Below are 15,997 nucleotides of genomic sequence, written 5' to 3' on the forward strand. Positions count from 1 at the left end.
GGACCTGATCCGGCCGTTTTCGTATGCAGTTATCCACCTGCGGCAAGGACTTAACCGCTTGTTGGTAGTCGACTATAATGGCGCGGAATGACTTGTTTTTGTCGCATAGGGCAAGACATAATCATTTTGCAGTTGGGGCCGCTGCGTTTGCGCCGGCAGGCATGAAGCCTGTTTGAGACGCAGACGGGGGATTTCTGGAGATACGCATGAATTTTCGTCTGAAAGAGCGTTTTGGCAAGAAATTCGATGAGGAAATCCGTTTCTTCAAGGGCTGGCGAAGCAATATGAAGGCGGTCGGTTCGATCGTGCCGACATCCGGCATCACCGCGCGGCGGATGGCCAGCGTCGTCAATCCGCATTCAGGGCTCCCCGTTCTTGAGCTCGGGCCAGGCACCGGCGTCATCACCAAGGCGATCCTGCAGAAGGGCGTTCAGCCGGAAAACCTCGTGTCGGTCGAATTTTCCACCGATTTCTTCCAGCATCTGGTAAAGACCTATCCGGATGTCGATTTCATCAATGGCGATGCCTTCGATCTCGACAAGACGCTCGGCACACGCCGCGACCAGCAGTTCGACAGTGTTGTTTCCGCCGTGCCGCTATTGAACTTCCCGATGCATAAGCGTGTCTCGCTGATTGATGATCTCCTGTCGCGTATCCCCGTCGGCCGCCCGGTCATCCAGATTTCCTACGGCCCGCTCTCGCCTGTTGTCGCCATGCCTGATCGCTACCAGATCTCCCATTATGATTTCGTCGTCCGCAACATCCCGCCCGCGCAGCTATGGGTTTACCGCAAGACGCATTGAGGCCTGTCGATGTTCGCAGTTTATATGACGCATCCGCAAATCCGTCTGGAGCCGGATGTGCCGGTTCCACGCTGGGGACTGTCTGAGGTCGGCATCGCGCGGGCCGAAAAGACGGCGCAGCTGAGTTGGACAAACCAGCTTTCCCGCATCCTCTCCAGCGACGAGACCAAGGCGCTGGAAACGGCCACGATCATGGCACGGGCAAGCGGCATCGAAGTCGAGGTCCTGGAACATTCCGGTGAAAACGACCGCTCGGCCACTGGCTTTCTCATACCCGAAGAATTCGAAAAGGCCGCCAACTGGTTCTTCGCCAATCCCGAACAGAGTTTCCATGGCTGGGAGCGGGCGATCGATGCCCAGAGGCGGATTGTCACGGCAGTCACGTCCGTGCTGGACCGGCATGATCCGGCAATGCCGATTGCCTTTGTCGGGCATGGCGGCGTCGGAACGCTGTTGAAATGCCACTTGGCCGGTCTGCCGATTTCGCGCAGCCACGACCAGTTGCCAGGCGGTGGCTGCCTCTACGCATTTTCCCTTGCGGACCGTTCTCTTGCATGCGACTGGACCGCCATGGAGCTCTGGCAAGGATGGCAACAATGACTGCAACCGCGCGCGACCGGCTGATCGTCGGCCTTGATATCCCCACCATCGGCGAGGCAGAGGTTATCGTCAAAGCGCTCGGCGACGACGTGCTGTTCTACAAGATCGGCTACCAGCTGGCCTTCGCCGGCGGTCTCGAATTTGCCCGCGATCTGGCTGCCGACGGCAAGAAGATCTTTCTCGACATGAAGCTGCTCGACATCGACAACACGGTTGCCAAGGGTGTCGAAAACATCGCCAAGATGGGGATGTCAATGCTGACGCTGCATGCCTATCCGAAGGCGATGCGGGCGGCCGTGGAAGCCGCACGAGGCTCCGATCTCTGCCTGCTCGGCGTCACCGTGCTCACCTCCATGGACGAGCAGGACGTCATCGATGCCGGTTATCAGTACGACCCCCATACGCTGGTGTTGCGCCGTACCGAACAGGCCCGCGCCGCCGGCATGGGCGGCATCGTCTGCTCGGCCGAAGAATCGTCCGCCGTCCGCAAGATCGTCGGCGCGGACATGGCCATCGTCACCCCAGGTATTCGTCCGGCCGGCAGCGACAAGGGCGACCAGAAGCGCGTGATGACACCGGCCGATGCGTTGCGCTCCGGTTCCAGCCATCTCGTCGTCGCCCGCCCGATCGTCAAGGCCGCCGATCCGCACGCTGCGGCCCTGGCTATCCTGAATGAAATGACCGGCGCCCTCTAGGCAATCGCCCTGCTACGCCTGCTGCAGATGCCACCCCGGACATGTCTTCCCTCGGCTTGACCAAACCGGCGATTTGACGGAAGAAATCGAGGCGACAATTCGCAGTAAGCGGAGAGATTGAGGAGATTGCCATGGCCAAGGGCTACTGGATTGCACGGGTCGATGTTCGCGATACCGAGCGTTACAAGGACTATGTCACAGCCGCCAAGCCCGCGTTCGAGAAATACGGTGCGAATTTTCTGGCGCGTGGCGGCGCTTTCCAGCGTCTGGAGGGCGATGTGCGTGCCCGCAACGTGGTGATCGAATTCCCGTCGCTGCAGGCGGCGATCGATTGCTACAATTCTCCCGAATACCAGATCGCCGCTGCAATCCGCCAGCAGGTCGCCGATGCTGAAATGGTCGTTGTCGAGGGCGTCTGACGCCCGGCCGCAACTGCGGCGGAAAGCGGCAGCAATGCCCTGGTGATAAGCCTTCCCGTGGCCCGATGATTGGGCTATGTAGCTCATATACGCCATACTGCAGATCAGGAGTGCCTGTGCCATGACTTTGTCCAATCTCCCGCCGCTCGTCACCGTTTTCGGCGGTTCCGGGTTTGTCGGCCGGCATGTCGTGCGGGCCCTGGCCAAGCGCGGCTTTCGCATTCGCGTCGCCGTTCGCCGGCCCGATCTCGCAGGCTTCCTGCAGCCTTTGGGCAATGTCGGTCAGATTTCCTTCGTCCAGGCCAACCTGCGCTACCGCAAGTCGGTCGATGCGGCCGTTCTTGGCTCCGATCACGTCGTCAACTGCGTCGGCATCCTGTTTGAAGCCGGGCGCAACACCTTCGACTCGGTCCAGGATTTCGGCGCCCGCGCCGTCGCCGAGGCCGCCCGTGGTGCCGGCGCGACATTGACGCATGTGTCCGCCATCGGTGCCGATGCCAATGCTGAATCGTTGTATGCCCGCAGCAAGGGCCGTGCGGAAAAGGCGGTCCTCGAGACCGTCCCGGAAGCCGTCATCCTGCGGCCTTCGATCGTCTTCGGTCCAGAGGACGGCTTCTTCAACAAGTTTGCCGAAATGGCACGCTTTTCGCCGGTCCTGCCGCTGGTCGGCGGTGGCAATACGGCGTTCCAGCCGATCTATGTCACCGACATTGCCGAAGCCGTTGCCAAGGCCGTCGAGGGCAAGGTTGCGCGCGGCCGGATCTATGAGATCGGCGGACCGGACGTCCTCACCTTCAAGAACTGTCTCGAAATTCTCCTGAAGACCATCGATCGCAAGCGCACCTTGCTGCCGATCCCGTTCGGTCTTGCATCCCTGATCGGCTCCGTCGCCTCGATGGTGCCGTTCATCGCGCCGCCGCTGACCGTCGATCAGGTGACCCTGCTGAAGAGCGACAATATCGTCTCTGCCAAGGCGCAGGCCGAAGGCCGCACATTGGAAGCGTTCGGTATCGAGCCGACCTCGGTCGAGGCCGTGCTGCCCTCCTACGTGGTGCGCTATCGCCCGCAGGGCCAGTATACCCGCTCCGGCAGCGCTGCCTGATCACGCTGACTGCAGCTTGAAAATCTGTCGTCGAACAAGCCGCCGGTACAAACCGGCGGTTTCTTTTTGACCGTCGCAGAATAAAACGTTGCAGTTCTGCCTCACTTAAAAAAGCGATTGGTCTTTACCGTCGATTCAACATGTATCGATATTGATAACAACGGTTCCAGCACATACACAGCAGCCGCGCCGCATCGTTTACCCAAGGAATGACCGGCGCCGTCACATCATCTTGAGAGGCACATTTTATGGGCAAGTCGATCGCGATTTTCTTTGCGTGCGCGGCACTTATCGTCCTGGCTGGATCCTTCGCTGCGCCAAAGACGGTCGCCAGCAATCATAGCGGCTGCGCGCCTGCCTATGGCGTCGATCCTTGCACGACCGCGTCGATCGGTGCGCTCGCAGCAGAATAAGAGTTTCCGCCTTTCAAAAGGCGGCATGGACTATGGCGGGGGCCAGGGACCGCATGCATCCTCTTCTTTGAGGTGCATGCGGTTTTTTTATTGGGCTCAGCCGAACAGCCAAAGGCCGATGAGGCCGACCGTGCCGACGAGGATGCGCCAGATGGCAAACGGTGCGAAGCCCCGGTTCGAGACGAAGTTCAGAAGCGAACGCACCACCAGCAGCGCGGAGACGAAGGCGGCGATGAAGCCGACTGCAATCAGCGTCACGTCGTCGAAGTTGAGTGCGTCACGGTTCTTGTAGAGATCGAGCGTGAAGGCGCCGAGCATTGTCGGCATGGCCAGGAAGAACGAGAATTCGGCCGCCGAACGCTTGTCGGTTCCCATCAGCAGCGCGCCGGCGATCGTCGCGCCGGAGCGCGAGGTGCCGGGGATCATCGCCAGGCACTGGAACAGGCCGATTTTGAACGCCAGCGAGGGTGGATAATCCATGACGTCGCGATATATCGGCTTCAGAGGCATGCGGTCGATCGCGTAGAGAATGACGCCGCCGATGATCAGCACGACGCAGATCAGCATCGGCGTTTCGAACAGCACGGTCTTGATGAAGTCATGCGCAATGGCGCCGATCACGGCAGCCGGCAGGAAGGCGAGCAGGACCGACAGGACGAACCGCCGGGCCTTGGCGCTTGAGGGCAGGGCCAGCGCGATGGAGAGCAGCCGCTGGAAATAGACCAGCAGAATGGCGAGGATCGCACCGAGCTGGATGAGCACTGCAAAGGTATTGCCGGGCGATTTGAACCCGAGGAAATGCCCGGCGAGCAGGACATGGGCGGTGGAGGAAACCGGAATGAATTCGGTCAGGCCTTCGATAAGGCCAAGGATAAGCGCACTGATGATCGATTGATCGGCCATGAATTAAGCTTCCCTGAAGCATTGGAGGTTAGGCTCTGGGCCAACGAAGGGCATTGGCTGATTCGCTTGTGTTTGCGGCAGCAAGTTCCTATAGCTTTTTCTAACACACCGTGGCCAGACGAAACCGCCACGACACACCCATCCCCTCCCAACCGAACTGACGAAATCCGATCGCTTATGCCGACACTTTATCACCACCCGATGTCCACATCCTCCCGGTTCGTCCGCCTGATCCTGTCGGAATACGGCTATCAGACGGAACTGGCGGAGGAGCAGCCCTGGGAGAAGCGCCGGGATTTCCTGACGCTCAACCCGGCGGGCACATTGCCGGTTTATGTCGATGACAGCATGCGGGCGCTCTGTGGTGCTATGGTCATTTCCGAATATGTCGACGAAACCCACGGCGTGCTGAAGCGCGACCGCCGGCTTCTGGCGGAAGACCCGTTCCAGCGTGCGGAAATCCGCCGGCTGGTCGAATGGTTCCTGCAGAAGATGGAAGCCGACGTAACGCGGCCCTTGGTGCGCGAACGCATTTTCAAGCTGCAGATGACACCCGATCAGGGCGGTGGCGCGCCGGACTCGAAAATGCTGCGCACATCGCGCGCCAATATCCGCCAGCACCTGAAATACCTCGGCTGGCTTGCGGGCTCGCGCACCTATCTGGCCGGCGACCGGTTGTCCTACGCCGATCTTGCCGCCGCTGCTGCCATCTCGGTCCTGGATTATCTCGGTGAAATCGACTGGTCGGAAGCCCCGGCTGTCAAGGACTGGTATCAGCGCCTCAAGTCGCGTCCATCGTTCCGCCCATTGCTGGCTGAGCGCGTGCGCGGGGTCACGCCTGTGTCCCATTACGCCGACCTCGATTTTTAAGGAGCGGTCCCGTGCCCGGCAATGCGCTCCTTGAGGAGAAGCATGACAAGCGGCGCCGGACGCTCACCAGCTTCCTGAAGGACGAGGCCCGCGACAAGGGTTTCGACGTCTGCCGGGTGACGCTTCCCGATTCCATTCCCAAAGCACCGGAGCGCCTCGCCGACTTCCTCGCCGAAGGCTATCACGGTACGATGGACTGGATGGCCGATACGGCCGACCGCCGGGCCGATCCCCGTGTCCTTTGGAGCGATGTTCGCTCCGTCGTTTTGTTCGGCATGAATTATGGGCCGGACGAAGACCCGCGCTATCTTCTCGACAGGCCGGAACTCGGCGCCATCTCCGTCTATGCCCGCAATCGCGATTACCACGACGTGATCAAGGGCAAGCTGAAGGAAGTCGCCACCCGTTTTGCCGCAAGGGCAGGCGAGGACGTCAAGGTGTTCGTCGATACCGCACCGGTGATGGAAAAGCCGCTGGCCGAGCAGGCTGGCCTTGGCTGGCAGGGCAAGCACACCAATCTCGTCAGCCGCGAGTTCGGCTCCTGGCTGTTTCTCGGCAGCCTGTTCACCACGGCCGATCTGTCGATCGACGCGCCCGAGCGGGATCATTGCGGCTCCTGCCGTGCCTGCCTCGATGCCTGCCCGACCGACGCATTTCCGGCACCCTACCGGATCGATGCGCGGCGCTGCATCTCCTACCTGACGATCGAACATAAAGGCCCGATCGATCCTGCCATCCGCCCAAGGATCGGCAACCGCATCTATGGCTGCGACGACTGTCTTGCCGTCTGCCCCTGGAACAAGTTTGCCGCCGCAGCCTCCGAGATGAAGCTGAAGGCACGCGAGGACCTGAAGGAACCGCCGCTGTCGTTTCTGCTGACGCTCGACGATCCGGCATTCCGGACGTTCTTTTCCGGCTCTCCGGTCAAGCGCATCGGCCGCGACCGGTTTGTCCGCAACTGTCTGATTGCTGCCGGCAATTCCGGTGAGACCAGCCTGATCGACCTTTGTCGCATCCTGTCCGCCGATCCGTCGGCGATTGTGCGGGGAGTGGCGGTCTGGGCGCTGTCGCAGTTGATGACGGCTGGCGATTTCTCTGATTTTGCGGCAAGACGGCAGGACGAGACCGATCCCGAGGTTCTCGGCGAATGGAAACTGGCAGGAGTTGTCTGATGCATGTTCTGGTTCTGGGCGCCGGTTTCTCCGGCTCGGCGATTGCCAAGGCTTTTCTACCCCTGGCGCAATCGGTGACCGGAACGACACGCTCCGAGGACAAGCTTGCGGGCCTGCGCGCTTTGGGCATCGATGCGCTTGTCTATGACGGTGCGGCGATCTCACCGGAACTGGCCGCAATCATGAAGCGCACGACGCATCTCATCCAGTCGATTGCACCGGGCCGCGACGGCGATCCAATGATGCGGCCCAGCGCACCGTCTCTTGCCGAGCTGATGCCCAATCTGGAATGGGCGGGCTATCTTTCGACAGTTGGCGTTTACGGCGACCATGGCGGCGCCTGGGTGACTGAGGATGCCTCTCTGGAGCCCGTTTCCGCCCGTTCCGTCGAGCGGGTCGCGGCCGAACAGGCATGGCTGGCTATCGGACAGGCCAGCAACATCCCCGTGGCCGTGCTGCGGCTCTCCGGCATCTATGGACCCGGCCGCAATGCATTCTGCAATCTTGCGGCTGGAACCGCGCGCCGCCTGATCAAGCCCAACCAGGTCTTCAACCGCATCCGGGTCGAGGATATTGCCGGTGCTGCCGTCTTTCTCTCCGGGAGGTCGATCGGCGGCATTTACAATGTAACGGATCACGAACCGGCGCCGCCACAGGATATCGTCGCGGAGGCGGCCCGCCTGATGGGTGTGGCGCCACCACCGGAAATACCCTTCGAAACCGCCGAACTTTCGCCGATGGCCCGGTCTTTCTATGGGGAAAACAAGCGCGTTTCCAATAAACGGCTGCGTGATCTCGGCTTCGTCTTCCGCTTCCCAGACTATCGGATTTCGCTAGCTGAATTATGGAGTAACGGCCACTGGCGTGGCTAATATTTCAAGTAAAAAACGCTCCCGATAGTCTATGTTTTGTTTCCGATAGATCGGGGCAAACTGTGGCGAAATATCGCCCCGGCGATGGCCGTATGGTCTATCGGAGCGGCAAGAATATCCCCGTGGTATTGCCAAATTCATACACTTATGACGGGAATATTGGATTCTCTAGCTTAGAAATGGGAGGGTTTTAGGCAATTTCAAAAAATTGAATCCTTTTTCTTGAGGCTATAGAGGCTCACGAGGATGGTAATTGACTCCACCAGGCTAACGCCTGAATCCAAAGCATTTCTGCAGCTTTGTGACAGAATTTCAAAATTTCGTAATTTGAATTTTTCGTAGATCGCCAATAGTTCCTAACGCAACATTAAAGGTTGAAGCACGTTTTCGCCATTTTTCCCGCTGAAAACACAAGCCTTCATTCTTAAGACTTAACTAATTTTCCAGCGTAGGGGTCATCTGTTTGATCAAGATGAAAATAACGTCTGTTGCTCTAGCAGCGGTTTTTGCCTTGGGGGCAACTTTTACAGCGGTGACACCGAGCCAGGCTGCATCTGGTCAGTCAAAGGCCCGGGCCGGTAATTGCGGCGGTGCCTCCTGGTATGCGCTCTCATCGCGCACCGCCTCCGGCGAACGCATGAACGCCAGCTTTCTCACGGCGGCTCATCGCAATCTCAAATTCGGCACCAAGGTCGCCGTTACAAACAAGCGCAACGGCAAGACCGTCGTTGTTCGCATCAACGATCGTGGCCCGTTTATTCGCGGCCGTGTCCTCGATCTTTCCAAGGCCGCCGCATCCCATATCGGCATGGTCAGCTCGGGTACTGCCAGCATCTGTTACCGCGTCGTCAGCTGACAACAACACGTCCGCCCGGGAATTGTTCCGGATGGATTTGATACGGTTCGAATGGAAAGGCGCTGCCTTTCGACATAAGCCACAGCCTCCCATCTGGTCAGCATTCGTCATACGCCAGCACCTCCCGGCTTGCTCTTGACGGCCATCACCGCTACCACGGCGGAAAATGGAGTTTAAAAGATGCGACTGGGTGGCAGGCTCGCCGGAGCCATTGAGGTTCTTGCCGATATCGAAACGCGCAAGCGTCCCGTTGCCGACGCCCTCAAGGATTGGGGGCTGGCGCACCGCTTCGCCGGGTCCGGCGATCGTGCCGCGATCGGCAATATCGTCTATGACGCGCTGCGTATGAAACTCTCGCATGCCTATCTGATGGATAGCGACAGCGCCACGGCGCTCGGCCATGCCGTCATGTTTCGCCAGTGGGGCGTTTCGCCCGAACAGCTGGCCGCTGAACTGGATGGCGACAAGTTTGCGCCTGAGCCGCTGACCGCCGAAATGACCGCCGCGTTTGCCAGCCGCAAGCTCGAAGATGCGCCGCTGCATGTGCAGGGCGATATCCCGGCATGGGTTCAGCCGTCGTTTGAAGAAAATTTTGACGAAGACTGGCTTGAAGAAGCCCAGGCTTTGGCTGGCCGTCCGGCGCTCGACCTGCGGGTCAACACGCTGAAATCGACGCGCGACAAGGTTTTGAAGGCACTGGATCGCAGCGCGGTCGAGCCGACGGCGATCGCCCGCAACGGCATCCGCGTCAAGGCGGGCGAGGGCGCATCGCGCCTTCCCAACGTCACCGCCGAAATCTCCTTCGAGAAGGGCTGGTTTGAGGTTCAGGACGAGGGCTCGCAGATCGTCGCCGATCTCGTCATGCCGAGGGAAAACGATCAGATCCTCGACTATTGCGCCGGAGGTGGCGGCAAGACCTTGGCCATGGCAGCCGCCATGAACAACAAGGGCCAGATCCACGCCTACGACACCGACCGCAAGCGTCTGGCTCCGATCATCGAGCGTCTGAAGCGTGCGGGCACCCGCAATGTCCAGGTCCATGACCGGCTGGACGGCCTGAAGCCGTTTACCGGCAAGTTCGATCGCGTTCTCGTCGATGCGCCGTGCACCGGCACCGGCACCTGGCGCCGCCGTCCGGATACCAAGTGGCGGCTGACGCAGAAGAACCTTGAAGAGCGGCTGGGCCAGCAGCAGGAAGCGCTTGGCGGTGCCGCCTCCTTCGTGCGTCCCGGCGGTCATCTGATCTACGTTACCTGTTCGGTACTGCCGGAGGAAAACGAGGCGCAGGTCTATGCGTTCTGTGAGGACAATCCCGAGTTCGAAATCCTGTCGGCAGCCGACGCCTGGGCCGATCTCTACGGCACCGACAAGAGGCAGCCGTGGTCTGCGGACATGAAGACCGTGACACTGACGCCGGCATCGACCGATACCGATGGTTTCTTCTTCTGTGTGATGGGCCGCAAGAGCTGAGCCCTGATTGAGGTTCCCGATGGGCTCGTCGCTACAGATGCGGCGGGCCTTTCTGCGGCACCCCACATTGAAAACATTCTAAACTATACACTTTGACACCAGTTTGCTTTTGGTTCATGAAAACCGGGCTGAACAGCGACGCCCTAATCTCGGGCCGCGCGGCTTGCGCGACCGGACCGGGCGGCGGGAACGCCGGATTTTTCCGGGAAAATACCAGGAGAGGCCATGACCAAATCATTCCTTCGCGGCGCTGCGCTGGCGCTTGCCACCGCAACCTCGATGCTAGCGCTGCAGCCGGCGCAGGCTGCTACTGATGCCGCCGCAGTCGTCAAGCACTATGCCGATGTGGCTCACGCGAAATTTTCAGATGCTCTTTCGACCGCAGAAACGCTCGACAAGGCCGTTGACGCGCTGATCGACACACCCAGCGACGCGACACTGAAGGCCGCCCGCGAAGCCTGGCTCGCCGCCCGCAACCCCTATCAGGAAACCGAAGTCTATCGTTTCGGCAACCCGATCGTCGATGAGTGGGAAGGCAAGGTCAACGCCTGGCCGCTGGACGAAGGCTTGATCGATTATGTCGACCCGAGCTATGGCGCGGAAAGCGACGAGAACGCGCTGTTCACCGCCAACGTCATTGCCAACAAGTCGATCAAGATCGACGGCAAGGATGTCGACGCGACCAACATCACGCCGGAATTCCTCGCCGGCACCCTGCAGGAGGCAGGCGGCATCGAGGCGAACGTCGCCACCGGCTACCACGCCATCGAATTCCTGCTCTGGGGCCAGGATCTGAACGGAACCGGCCCGGGCGCCGGCAACCGGCCGTATACCGATTATGACGCCAAGGCCTGCACCAACGGAAATTGCGACCGCCGCGCTGCCTATCTGAAGGCTGCCAGCGACCTGCTGGTGTCCGATCTGAAGGACATGGTTGGCAACTGGACGCCGGACGGCGCTGCCACCAAGAATGTCGAAGCCGACCCCAAGGCTGGCCTCGGCGCCATCCTGACCGGCATGGGCTCGCTGTCCTACGGCGAACTGGCCGGCGAGCGCATGAAGCTCGGCCTATTGCTGCACGATCCGGAAGAAGAGCATGATTGCTTCTCCGACAACACCTACAACTCGCATCTTCATGACGCGATCGGCATTCAGTCGGCCTATACCGGCGACTATACCAAGGTCGATGGTACCAAGGTGACCGGCCCGTCGCTGTCGCAACTCGTTGCCGCCAAGGATCCGGCGCTCGACAAGGAAATGAAGGAAAAGCTGGCCGCCACGATCACCGCGATGCAAGCCATGGCCAAGCGCGGCGAGACCGTGGAAAAGTACGACCAGATGATCGGTGAAGGCAATACCGAGGGCAATGCCGTCGTTCAGGCGGCCATCGATGGCCTCGTTGCGCAGGCAAAGACGGTGGAGCGCGTCATTGCGTCGCTGGAACTTGGTACGATCGAGCTTGAAGGTTCCGACAGCCTGGATAATCCTAACGCTGTCTTCCAATGAAAAAGCAAAGGCGGGCCGCCGCTTTCGGTGAGCGGCCCGGTTTTTTCTGAATGCGTACTTGGCTCGTCCGACGCCTGATCCTGCCGTCTGCCGTTCTGTTTCTGACAGCGGCGGGCGGCTTTTCCGTTCTTGGCGGCAATATTTTTGCGGGTGCGGCATACCCCCCTCTGTCACTGCGTGACATCTCCCCCTCAAGGGGGGAGATCGGCTCAGAGCAAAACCATCTTTCAGAGCCCTTGCTGTCAAAAACTGGAAAATTCGAGCGGGTGAGCGAGGTTGCCACATCGATCTCCCCCCTTGAGGGGGAGATGCCCGGCAGGGCAGAGGGGGGTATGCGGCCTGCCAAGACAGAAAGTCTTGCGGAACAGCTCCCGCTTTCCTCCACCCGTGATGATCTGACTGAGGCTGATCGAGCTCGCGTCGAGACTGTCACGCGCCCCGCCACTGATTTTTCCAAGGCTGAAAAGTTCGAAGCCATGTCCGGCGGAGCGGGCACGTCGATCGCATCCGTCAACCAAGATAGTCTCTCGCAATTTTCCGCCAATATCAGCTTTTCCGAGGAAGAGAGCTTCAAGCTCGGCAATGCGCTGTTTCGCAAGCTCTGGGTGTCATCGCCGTCCTCAACGCAGGCTTCGGATGGTCTGGGACCGCTCTACAATGCCCGTGCCTGTCAGACCTGTCATCTGAAGGACGGTCGTGGCCATCCGCCGGAAGGCTCCAATGATGCCACGTCGATGTTCTTGCGCCTTGCCCGTGCGCCGAAAAACGATGCCGAGCGCGCGGCGATCGCGGCGCATGACGTGCTGAATTTCCCCGATCCCGTCTATGGCCAGCAGTTGCAGGACAGTGCGGTCCCCGGTCTTGCGGCCGAAGGTCATATGCGGATCCGCTACACCGAAATTCCGGTGGCGCTGGCGGGCGGGGAAACCATTTCCCTTCGCAAGCCAAGCTATTCGGTCGATAAGCCCGGTTACGGCCCGCTCGACCCGGCGACCACCCTTTCGCCAAGGGTGACGCAGGTGATGTCCGGCCTCGGTCTTATCGAGGCAATTCACCCCGCCGATATCGTCGCGAATGCCGATCCGGACGACGCCGATGGCGATGGCATCAGCGGCAAGCTGCCTGTGGTCCGCGATCCGCAATCCGGCAAGCTGGCGCTCGGCCGCTTCGGCTGGAAGGCGCAGAGCGCCACGGTGCGGCAGCAGGCAGCCGACGCGCTGGCAGGCGATATCGGTATTTCATCGCCGGATGCCCGGCGCAGCCACGGCGATTGCACGCCCGCCCAGACGGCCTGTCTGTCGATGGCAGACGGCGTGCAGCCGCGCCTGGGCGATACGGAAGCGCCTGACCCTGTCCTTGGCCTCATCACGTTCTATTCCGAGAACCTCGCCGTTCCGGCGCGGCGCAAGGCAAGCTTTGCCGAAACGCTTGCGGGCAAGAAGGTGTTTTACGACACCGGCTGCGTGTCGTGCCATGTGCCGAAATTCGTCACCCGCCGCGATGCCGCCAACACGGCGCATGCGTTCCAGCTGATCTGGCCCTATTCCGATTTCCTGCTGCATGACATGGGCGAAGGCCTTGCCGACGGGCAGCCGGTGGGTGTCGCATCCGGCAGCGAATGGCGCACGCCGCCGCTCTGGGGTATCGGCTTGACCAAGACGGTGAGCGGCCACACGTTCTTCCTGCATGACGGGCGCGCCCGTAACCTGACGGAAGCCGTCCTCTGGCATGGTGGCGAGGCGGCAAAAGCCCGCGACCGGTTTGCCGCGCTGGAAAAAGCCGATAGACAAGCCCTGATCACATTTCTGGAGTCTCTCTGATGCGCCACCGGCATATCCTGCTTCTCGGTTTGAGCCTTGCCTTCCTGTCGCTGCCTGCCATGGCGGAAGATGAAGAGGCGGTGGCGCCACGCGCCGGGCTGAAACAGGAGGCGGTGGCTGGTGTCATGCAGAAGGCCGTCGACGATTTCATCCGCCCCGGTTACCGCGATCTGCTGGAGGGTACCGAGGCCCTGGCAGAGGCTGCGCATATGCTGTGCGAAAAGCCATCGGACGAGACGCTTGGCGACGTGCAGATGAGTTTTGACGAGGTCGTGCAGCAATGGTCGACGATCGAGATCGTCCGTGTCGGGCCGGTGATCGAAGGCAACCGTTTCGAGCGCTTCCTGTTTTTCCCGGATCGCAAGAGCACCGGCCTGAAACAGGTCCAGCGCATTCTGGCAACGAATGACGAAACCGCGACCTCGGCGGAAACTCTCAAAGGCAAGAGCGTTGCGGCGCAGGGACTCGGCGCGCTCGAATATGTGCTCTACGGCACCGGAGCCGAAATCCTGCCGACCGAGAAGAACGGTTTTCGCTGCCGCTATGGTGCCGCCATTGCCGACAATCTGAAAGCGGTAGCGGGCGAGCTGCATGCCGAATGGGAAAAGCCGGATGGTATCCAGGCCGCCTGGAAGAACCCCGGCCCGAACAATCCGATCTACCGCGACGGCAAGGAGGCCGCGACAGAGCTGCTCGGCATCCTCGTCCATGGTGTCGAAGCCATCCGGGACCAGCGTCTGCGGCCGTTCTATGCCGGGATCATCAAGGGTGAACCCGACAAGGGCCACCCGAAAATGGCGATCTACTGGCGCTCCGGCAATACGATGCCGGCGCTCTCGGCGAATTTCACGGCGCTGCAGACCCTATTCAACACCGCGGACATGAAGGCGCTTTTGCCGGATGGCAACGCCGATGTGGTCAGCGCCGTGAACTATCTGCTGCAGGCGATCGTCGATGATCTCGACGAGATCGATTTGCCGGTCGAAGAGGCGATTGCCAGTGACGAACAGCGCGGCAGGCTGAACCGTATCCTGCAGAACACCAACGATGTTCTGCAGCGGCTAAACCTGGATTTCGGTGCCGCGATCGGGCTGAGCTCCGGCTTCTCTTTTGCCGATGGCGATTGAGCAAAAAAGACTGCATTCCGGCCGCTAGCAAGCGGTTGACAACAAACACACATTGGCGCAAGGGATCGGCCGTGTTCACCTGTGAGCACGGCCAAACAAGGATCAACGGATCATGAACCCCGACAGTCGAAGTAGAGCTTCGATTTTTTCGACCGTCAGGCCCTGATCACAAGGGTGTCCGCTGGCGGTCGACGACTTGCCAGATTGGAACCCGACATGCTGCGCATCTATTCCTGCCAGAACAATCACCTTGCCGTTATCGACGCCATCCCGGAACTGAGTGACATCACGCCGGTCGTATGGTTCGACCTGTTCAATCCCGCCCAGGATGAAACCCGGATCGTCGAACAGCAGCTCGGCATCGAAATTCCGACGCGCGATGAAATGCAGGAGATCGAGCTCTCCGACCGCCTCTATCAGGAAGACGGCGCCGAGTTCATGACGATGACGGCGGCAACCGAACTCGATGGCGACAACCCGATCAAGGTGCCGGTGACCTTCATCCTGAAGGGCGCGACATTGGTCACCGTCCGTCATGCCGATCCCAAACCGTTCCATCTCTATGCCGCCCGCACGCAGCGCCTGAACGGCATTTCCTGCGAAAGCGGCGAACTGGTCATGCTCGGCCTGCTGGAAGCGATGATCGATCGTACGGCCGATGCTTTGGAGCGGATCGGCAACGAGATCGACGCCATTTCACGGGAAGTGTTCCGCAAGAACCATTCGAGCGTCACCAAAAAGACCCGCGATCTGCAGTCGCTGATCGAGCAGATCGGCCAGAAGGGTGATTTTCTGAGCGTCATCCGCGAAAGCCTCGTCAGTGTCGGACGTCTCGTCGCCTATCATACGGCGCTGGACGGGATCGGCACGCGCAAGGCGATCAAGGAAAGCCGCCAGCGGATCAAGCTGATCCAGCGCGACGCCGCTTCGCTCGGCGACCACGCCCTGTTCCTGTCGAACAAGATCAATTTCCTGCTCGACGCGACGCTGGGCCTGATCAATCTCGAGCAGAACCAAATCATCAAGATCTTCTCGGTGGCCTCCGTCGTCTTCCTGCCGCCGACCCTGGTCGCCTCGATCTACGGCATGAACTTCGATGCGATGCCGGAGCTGAAGTTCCAGTTCGGCTATCCGCTGGCCCTGTTCTTCATGGTGCTGTCGGCCTTCCTGCCGTTCCTCTATTTCAAGCGGCGGGGCTGGCTTTAATCGCATTATTCACCCCGGTGTCTCTGGCGATTTCCCAGATTCTCCGTCATCCTCGCCCTTGTGGCGGGGATCCAGTTGCGGCGCGTTCGCGCCGCAAGAGACTCTTCCATGCGACAGACGTCGCATGGCTGGATTCCTGTGACGAGCACAGGAGTGACGGAGG

General features: G+C 60.3%; 16 protein-coding genes. 15 read left to right on the top strand and 1 reads right to left on the bottom strand.

Features of this window, described 5'->3' with window-relative positions; all coding sequences use genetic code 11:
- Positions 1 to 206: 206 nt before the first annotated feature.
- The 6 genes from pmtA (at position 207) to ACP7E6_RS17995 (ending at position 4,032) form a co-directional block, all read left to right on the top strand.
- A complete protein-coding gene (gene pmtA, locus ACP7E6_RS17970; RefSeq protein ID WP_426231093.1) occupies positions 207 to 803 on the top strand; it encodes a phospholipid N-methyltransferase PmtA in 597 nt (198 codons plus the stop codon).
- Positions 804 to 812: 9 nt separating this feature from the next.
- Positions 813 to 1,403 (top strand): histidine phosphatase family protein, encoded by a 591-nt coding sequence (locus tag ACP7E6_RS17975; protein ID WP_426231094.1) that lies wholly within the window; start codon positions 813 to 815, stop codon positions 1,401 to 1,403.
- Positions 1,400 to 2,098 carry an orotidine-5'-phosphate decarboxylase gene (gene pyrF / locus ACP7E6_RS17980; RefSeq protein WP_426231095.1) on the top strand — a complete coding sequence of 233 codons (699 nt, stop codon included), beginning with the start codon at positions 1,400 to 1,402 and terminating at the stop codon, positions 2,096 to 2,098. The genes ACP7E6_RS17975 and pyrF overlap by 4 nt, the downstream gene beginning before the upstream one ends.
- A 131-nt stretch (positions 2,099 to 2,229) precedes the next feature.
- Positions 2,230 to 2,517, top strand: a complete 288-nt coding sequence (locus ACP7E6_RS17985) for a DUF1330 domain-containing protein (RefSeq protein WP_264220847.1) — start codon at positions 2,230 to 2,232, stop codon at positions 2,515 to 2,517.
- Positions 2,518 to 2,638: 121 nt separating this feature from the next.
- Positions 2,639 to 3,619, top strand: coding sequence for a complex I NDUFA9 subunit family protein (locus ACP7E6_RS17990; RefSeq protein WP_426231096.1), 981 nt, complete (start codon positions 2,639 to 2,641; stop codon positions 3,617 to 3,619).
- Positions 3,620 to 3,867: 248 nt separating this feature from the next.
- A complete protein-coding gene (locus tag ACP7E6_RS17995; RefSeq protein ID WP_426231097.1) occupies positions 3,868 to 4,032 on the top strand; it encodes a hypothetical protein in 165 nt (54 codons plus the stop codon).
- A gap of 96 nt (positions 4,033 to 4,128) precedes the next feature.
- Here ACP7E6_RS17995 and ACP7E6_RS18000 read toward each other — a convergent pair whose 3' ends face one another.
- The gene (locus ACP7E6_RS18000) at positions 4,129 to 4,935 is read right to left on the bottom strand and encodes an undecaprenyl-diphosphate phosphatase (RefSeq protein WP_426231098.1); all 807 of its coding nucleotides are present in this window, start codon (positions 4,933 to 4,935) and stop codon (positions 4,129 to 4,131) included.
- A 177-nt stretch (positions 4,936 to 5,112) separates the two neighbouring features.
- Between ACP7E6_RS18000 and ACP7E6_RS18005 the strand changes: the two genes are divergently transcribed.
- From ACP7E6_RS18005 to ACP7E6_RS18045, 9 genes are all read left to right on the top strand, one after another.
- A complete protein-coding gene (locus ACP7E6_RS18005; RefSeq protein WP_426231099.1) occupies positions 5,113 to 5,805 on the top strand; it encodes a glutathione S-transferase family protein in 693 nt (230 codons plus the stop codon).
- An 11-nt stretch (positions 5,806 to 5,816) separates the two neighbouring features.
- The gene (queG, locus tag ACP7E6_RS18010; protein WP_426231100.1) at positions 5,817 to 6,977 is read left to right on the top strand and encodes a tRNA epoxyqueuosine(34) reductase QueG; all 1,161 of its coding nucleotides are present in this window, start codon (positions 5,817 to 5,819) and stop codon (positions 6,975 to 6,977) included.
- Complete coding sequence (locus ACP7E6_RS18015; RefSeq protein WP_426231101.1) at positions 6,977 to 7,849, top strand: SDR family oxidoreductase; 873 nt, start codon at positions 6,977 to 6,979, stop codon at positions 7,847 to 7,849. Before queG ends, ACP7E6_RS18015 begins: the two co-directional genes overlap by 1 nt.
- 463 nt (positions 7,850 to 8,312) lie before the next feature.
- Positions 8,313 to 8,705 (top strand): septal ring lytic transglycosylase RlpA family protein, encoded by a 393-nt coding sequence (locus ACP7E6_RS18020; RefSeq protein ID WP_426231102.1) that lies wholly within the window; start codon positions 8,313 to 8,315, stop codon positions 8,703 to 8,705.
- 180 nt (positions 8,706 to 8,885) lie between these two features.
- Entirely contained in the window at positions 8,886 to 10,175 is a 1,290-nt protein-coding gene (locus ACP7E6_RS18025; RefSeq protein WP_426231103.1) for an RsmB/NOP family class I SAM-dependent RNA methyltransferase, read from the top strand.
- Positions 10,176 to 10,400: 225 nt separating this feature from the next.
- On the top strand, positions 10,401 to 11,681 hold the full coding sequence (locus tag ACP7E6_RS18030) for an imelysin family protein (RefSeq protein WP_426231104.1): 1,281 nt from the start codon (positions 10,401 to 10,403) through the stop codon (positions 11,679 to 11,681).
- 332 nt (positions 11,682 to 12,013) lie between these two features.
- On the top strand, positions 12,014 to 13,501 hold the full coding sequence (locus ACP7E6_RS18035) for a di-heme oxidoredictase family protein (RefSeq protein ID WP_426231186.1): 1,488 nt from the start codon (positions 12,014 to 12,016) through the stop codon (positions 13,499 to 13,501).
- Entirely contained in the window at positions 13,501 to 14,628 is a 1,128-nt protein-coding gene (locus ACP7E6_RS18040) for an imelysin family protein (protein ID WP_426231105.1), read from the top strand. The genes ACP7E6_RS18035 and ACP7E6_RS18040 overlap by 1 nt, the downstream gene beginning before the upstream one ends.
- A gap of 216 nt (positions 14,629 to 14,844) precedes the next feature.
- On the top strand, positions 14,845 to 15,834 hold the full coding sequence (locus ACP7E6_RS18045) for a magnesium transporter CorA family protein (RefSeq protein ID WP_426231106.1): 990 nt from the start codon (positions 14,845 to 14,847) through the stop codon (positions 15,832 to 15,834).
- Positions 15,835 to 15,997 lie beyond the last annotated feature (163 nt).

The organism is Pararhizobium sp. DWP3-4 (assembly GCF_049898205.1).
Taxonomy (GTDB): domain Bacteria; phylum Pseudomonadota; class Alphaproteobacteria; order Rhizobiales; family Rhizobiaceae; genus Pararhizobium.

Bases quoted from the DNA above. Each gene is read 5' to 3' on its own strand.
- pmtA (WP_426231093.1), top strand. From the start codon at position 207: ATGAATTTTCGTCTGAAAGAGCGTTTTGGCAAGAAATTCGATGAGGAA.
- ACP7E6_RS17975 (WP_426231094.1), top strand. From the start codon at position 813: ATGTTCGCAGTTTATATGACGCATCCGCAAATCCGTCTGGAGCCGGAT.
- pyrF (WP_426231095.1), top strand. From the start codon at position 1,400: ATGACTGCAACCGCGCGCGACCGGCTGATCGTCGGCCTTGATATCCCC.
- ACP7E6_RS17985 (WP_264220847.1), top strand. From the start codon at position 2,230: ATGGCCAAGGGCTACTGGATTGCACGGGTCGATGTTCGCGATACCGAG.
- ACP7E6_RS17990 (WP_426231096.1), top strand. From the start codon at position 2,639: ATGACTTTGTCCAATCTCCCGCCGCTCGTCACCGTTTTCGGCGGTTCC.
- ACP7E6_RS17995 (WP_426231097.1), top strand. From the start codon at position 3,868: ATGGGCAAGTCGATCGCGATTTTCTTTGCGTGCGCGGCACTTATCGTC.
- ACP7E6_RS18000 (WP_426231098.1), bottom strand. From the start codon at position 4,935: ATGGCCGATCAATCGATCATCAGTGCGCTTATCCTTGGCCTTATCGAA.
- ACP7E6_RS18005 (WP_426231099.1), top strand. From the start codon at position 5,113: ATGCCGACACTTTATCACCACCCGATGTCCACATCCTCCCGGTTCGTC.
- ACP7E6_RS18015 (WP_426231101.1), top strand. From the start codon at position 6,977: ATGCATGTTCTGGTTCTGGGCGCCGGTTTCTCCGGCTCGGCGATTGCC.
- ACP7E6_RS18025 (WP_426231103.1), top strand. From the start codon at position 8,886: ATGCGACTGGGTGGCAGGCTCGCCGGAGCCATTGAGGTTCTTGCCGAT.
- ACP7E6_RS18030 (WP_426231104.1), top strand. From the start codon at position 10,401: ATGACCAAATCATTCCTTCGCGGCGCTGCGCTGGCGCTTGCCACCGCA.
- ACP7E6_RS18035 (WP_426231186.1), top strand. From the start codon at position 12,014: ATGCGGCCTGCCAAGACAGAAAGTCTTGCGGAACAGCTCCCGCTTTCC.
- ACP7E6_RS18040 (WP_426231105.1), top strand. From the start codon at position 13,501: ATGCGCCACCGGCATATCCTGCTTCTCGGTTTGAGCCTTGCCTTCCTG.
- ACP7E6_RS18045 (WP_426231106.1), top strand. From the start codon at position 14,845: ATGCTGCGCATCTATTCCTGCCAGAACAATCACCTTGCCGTTATCGAC.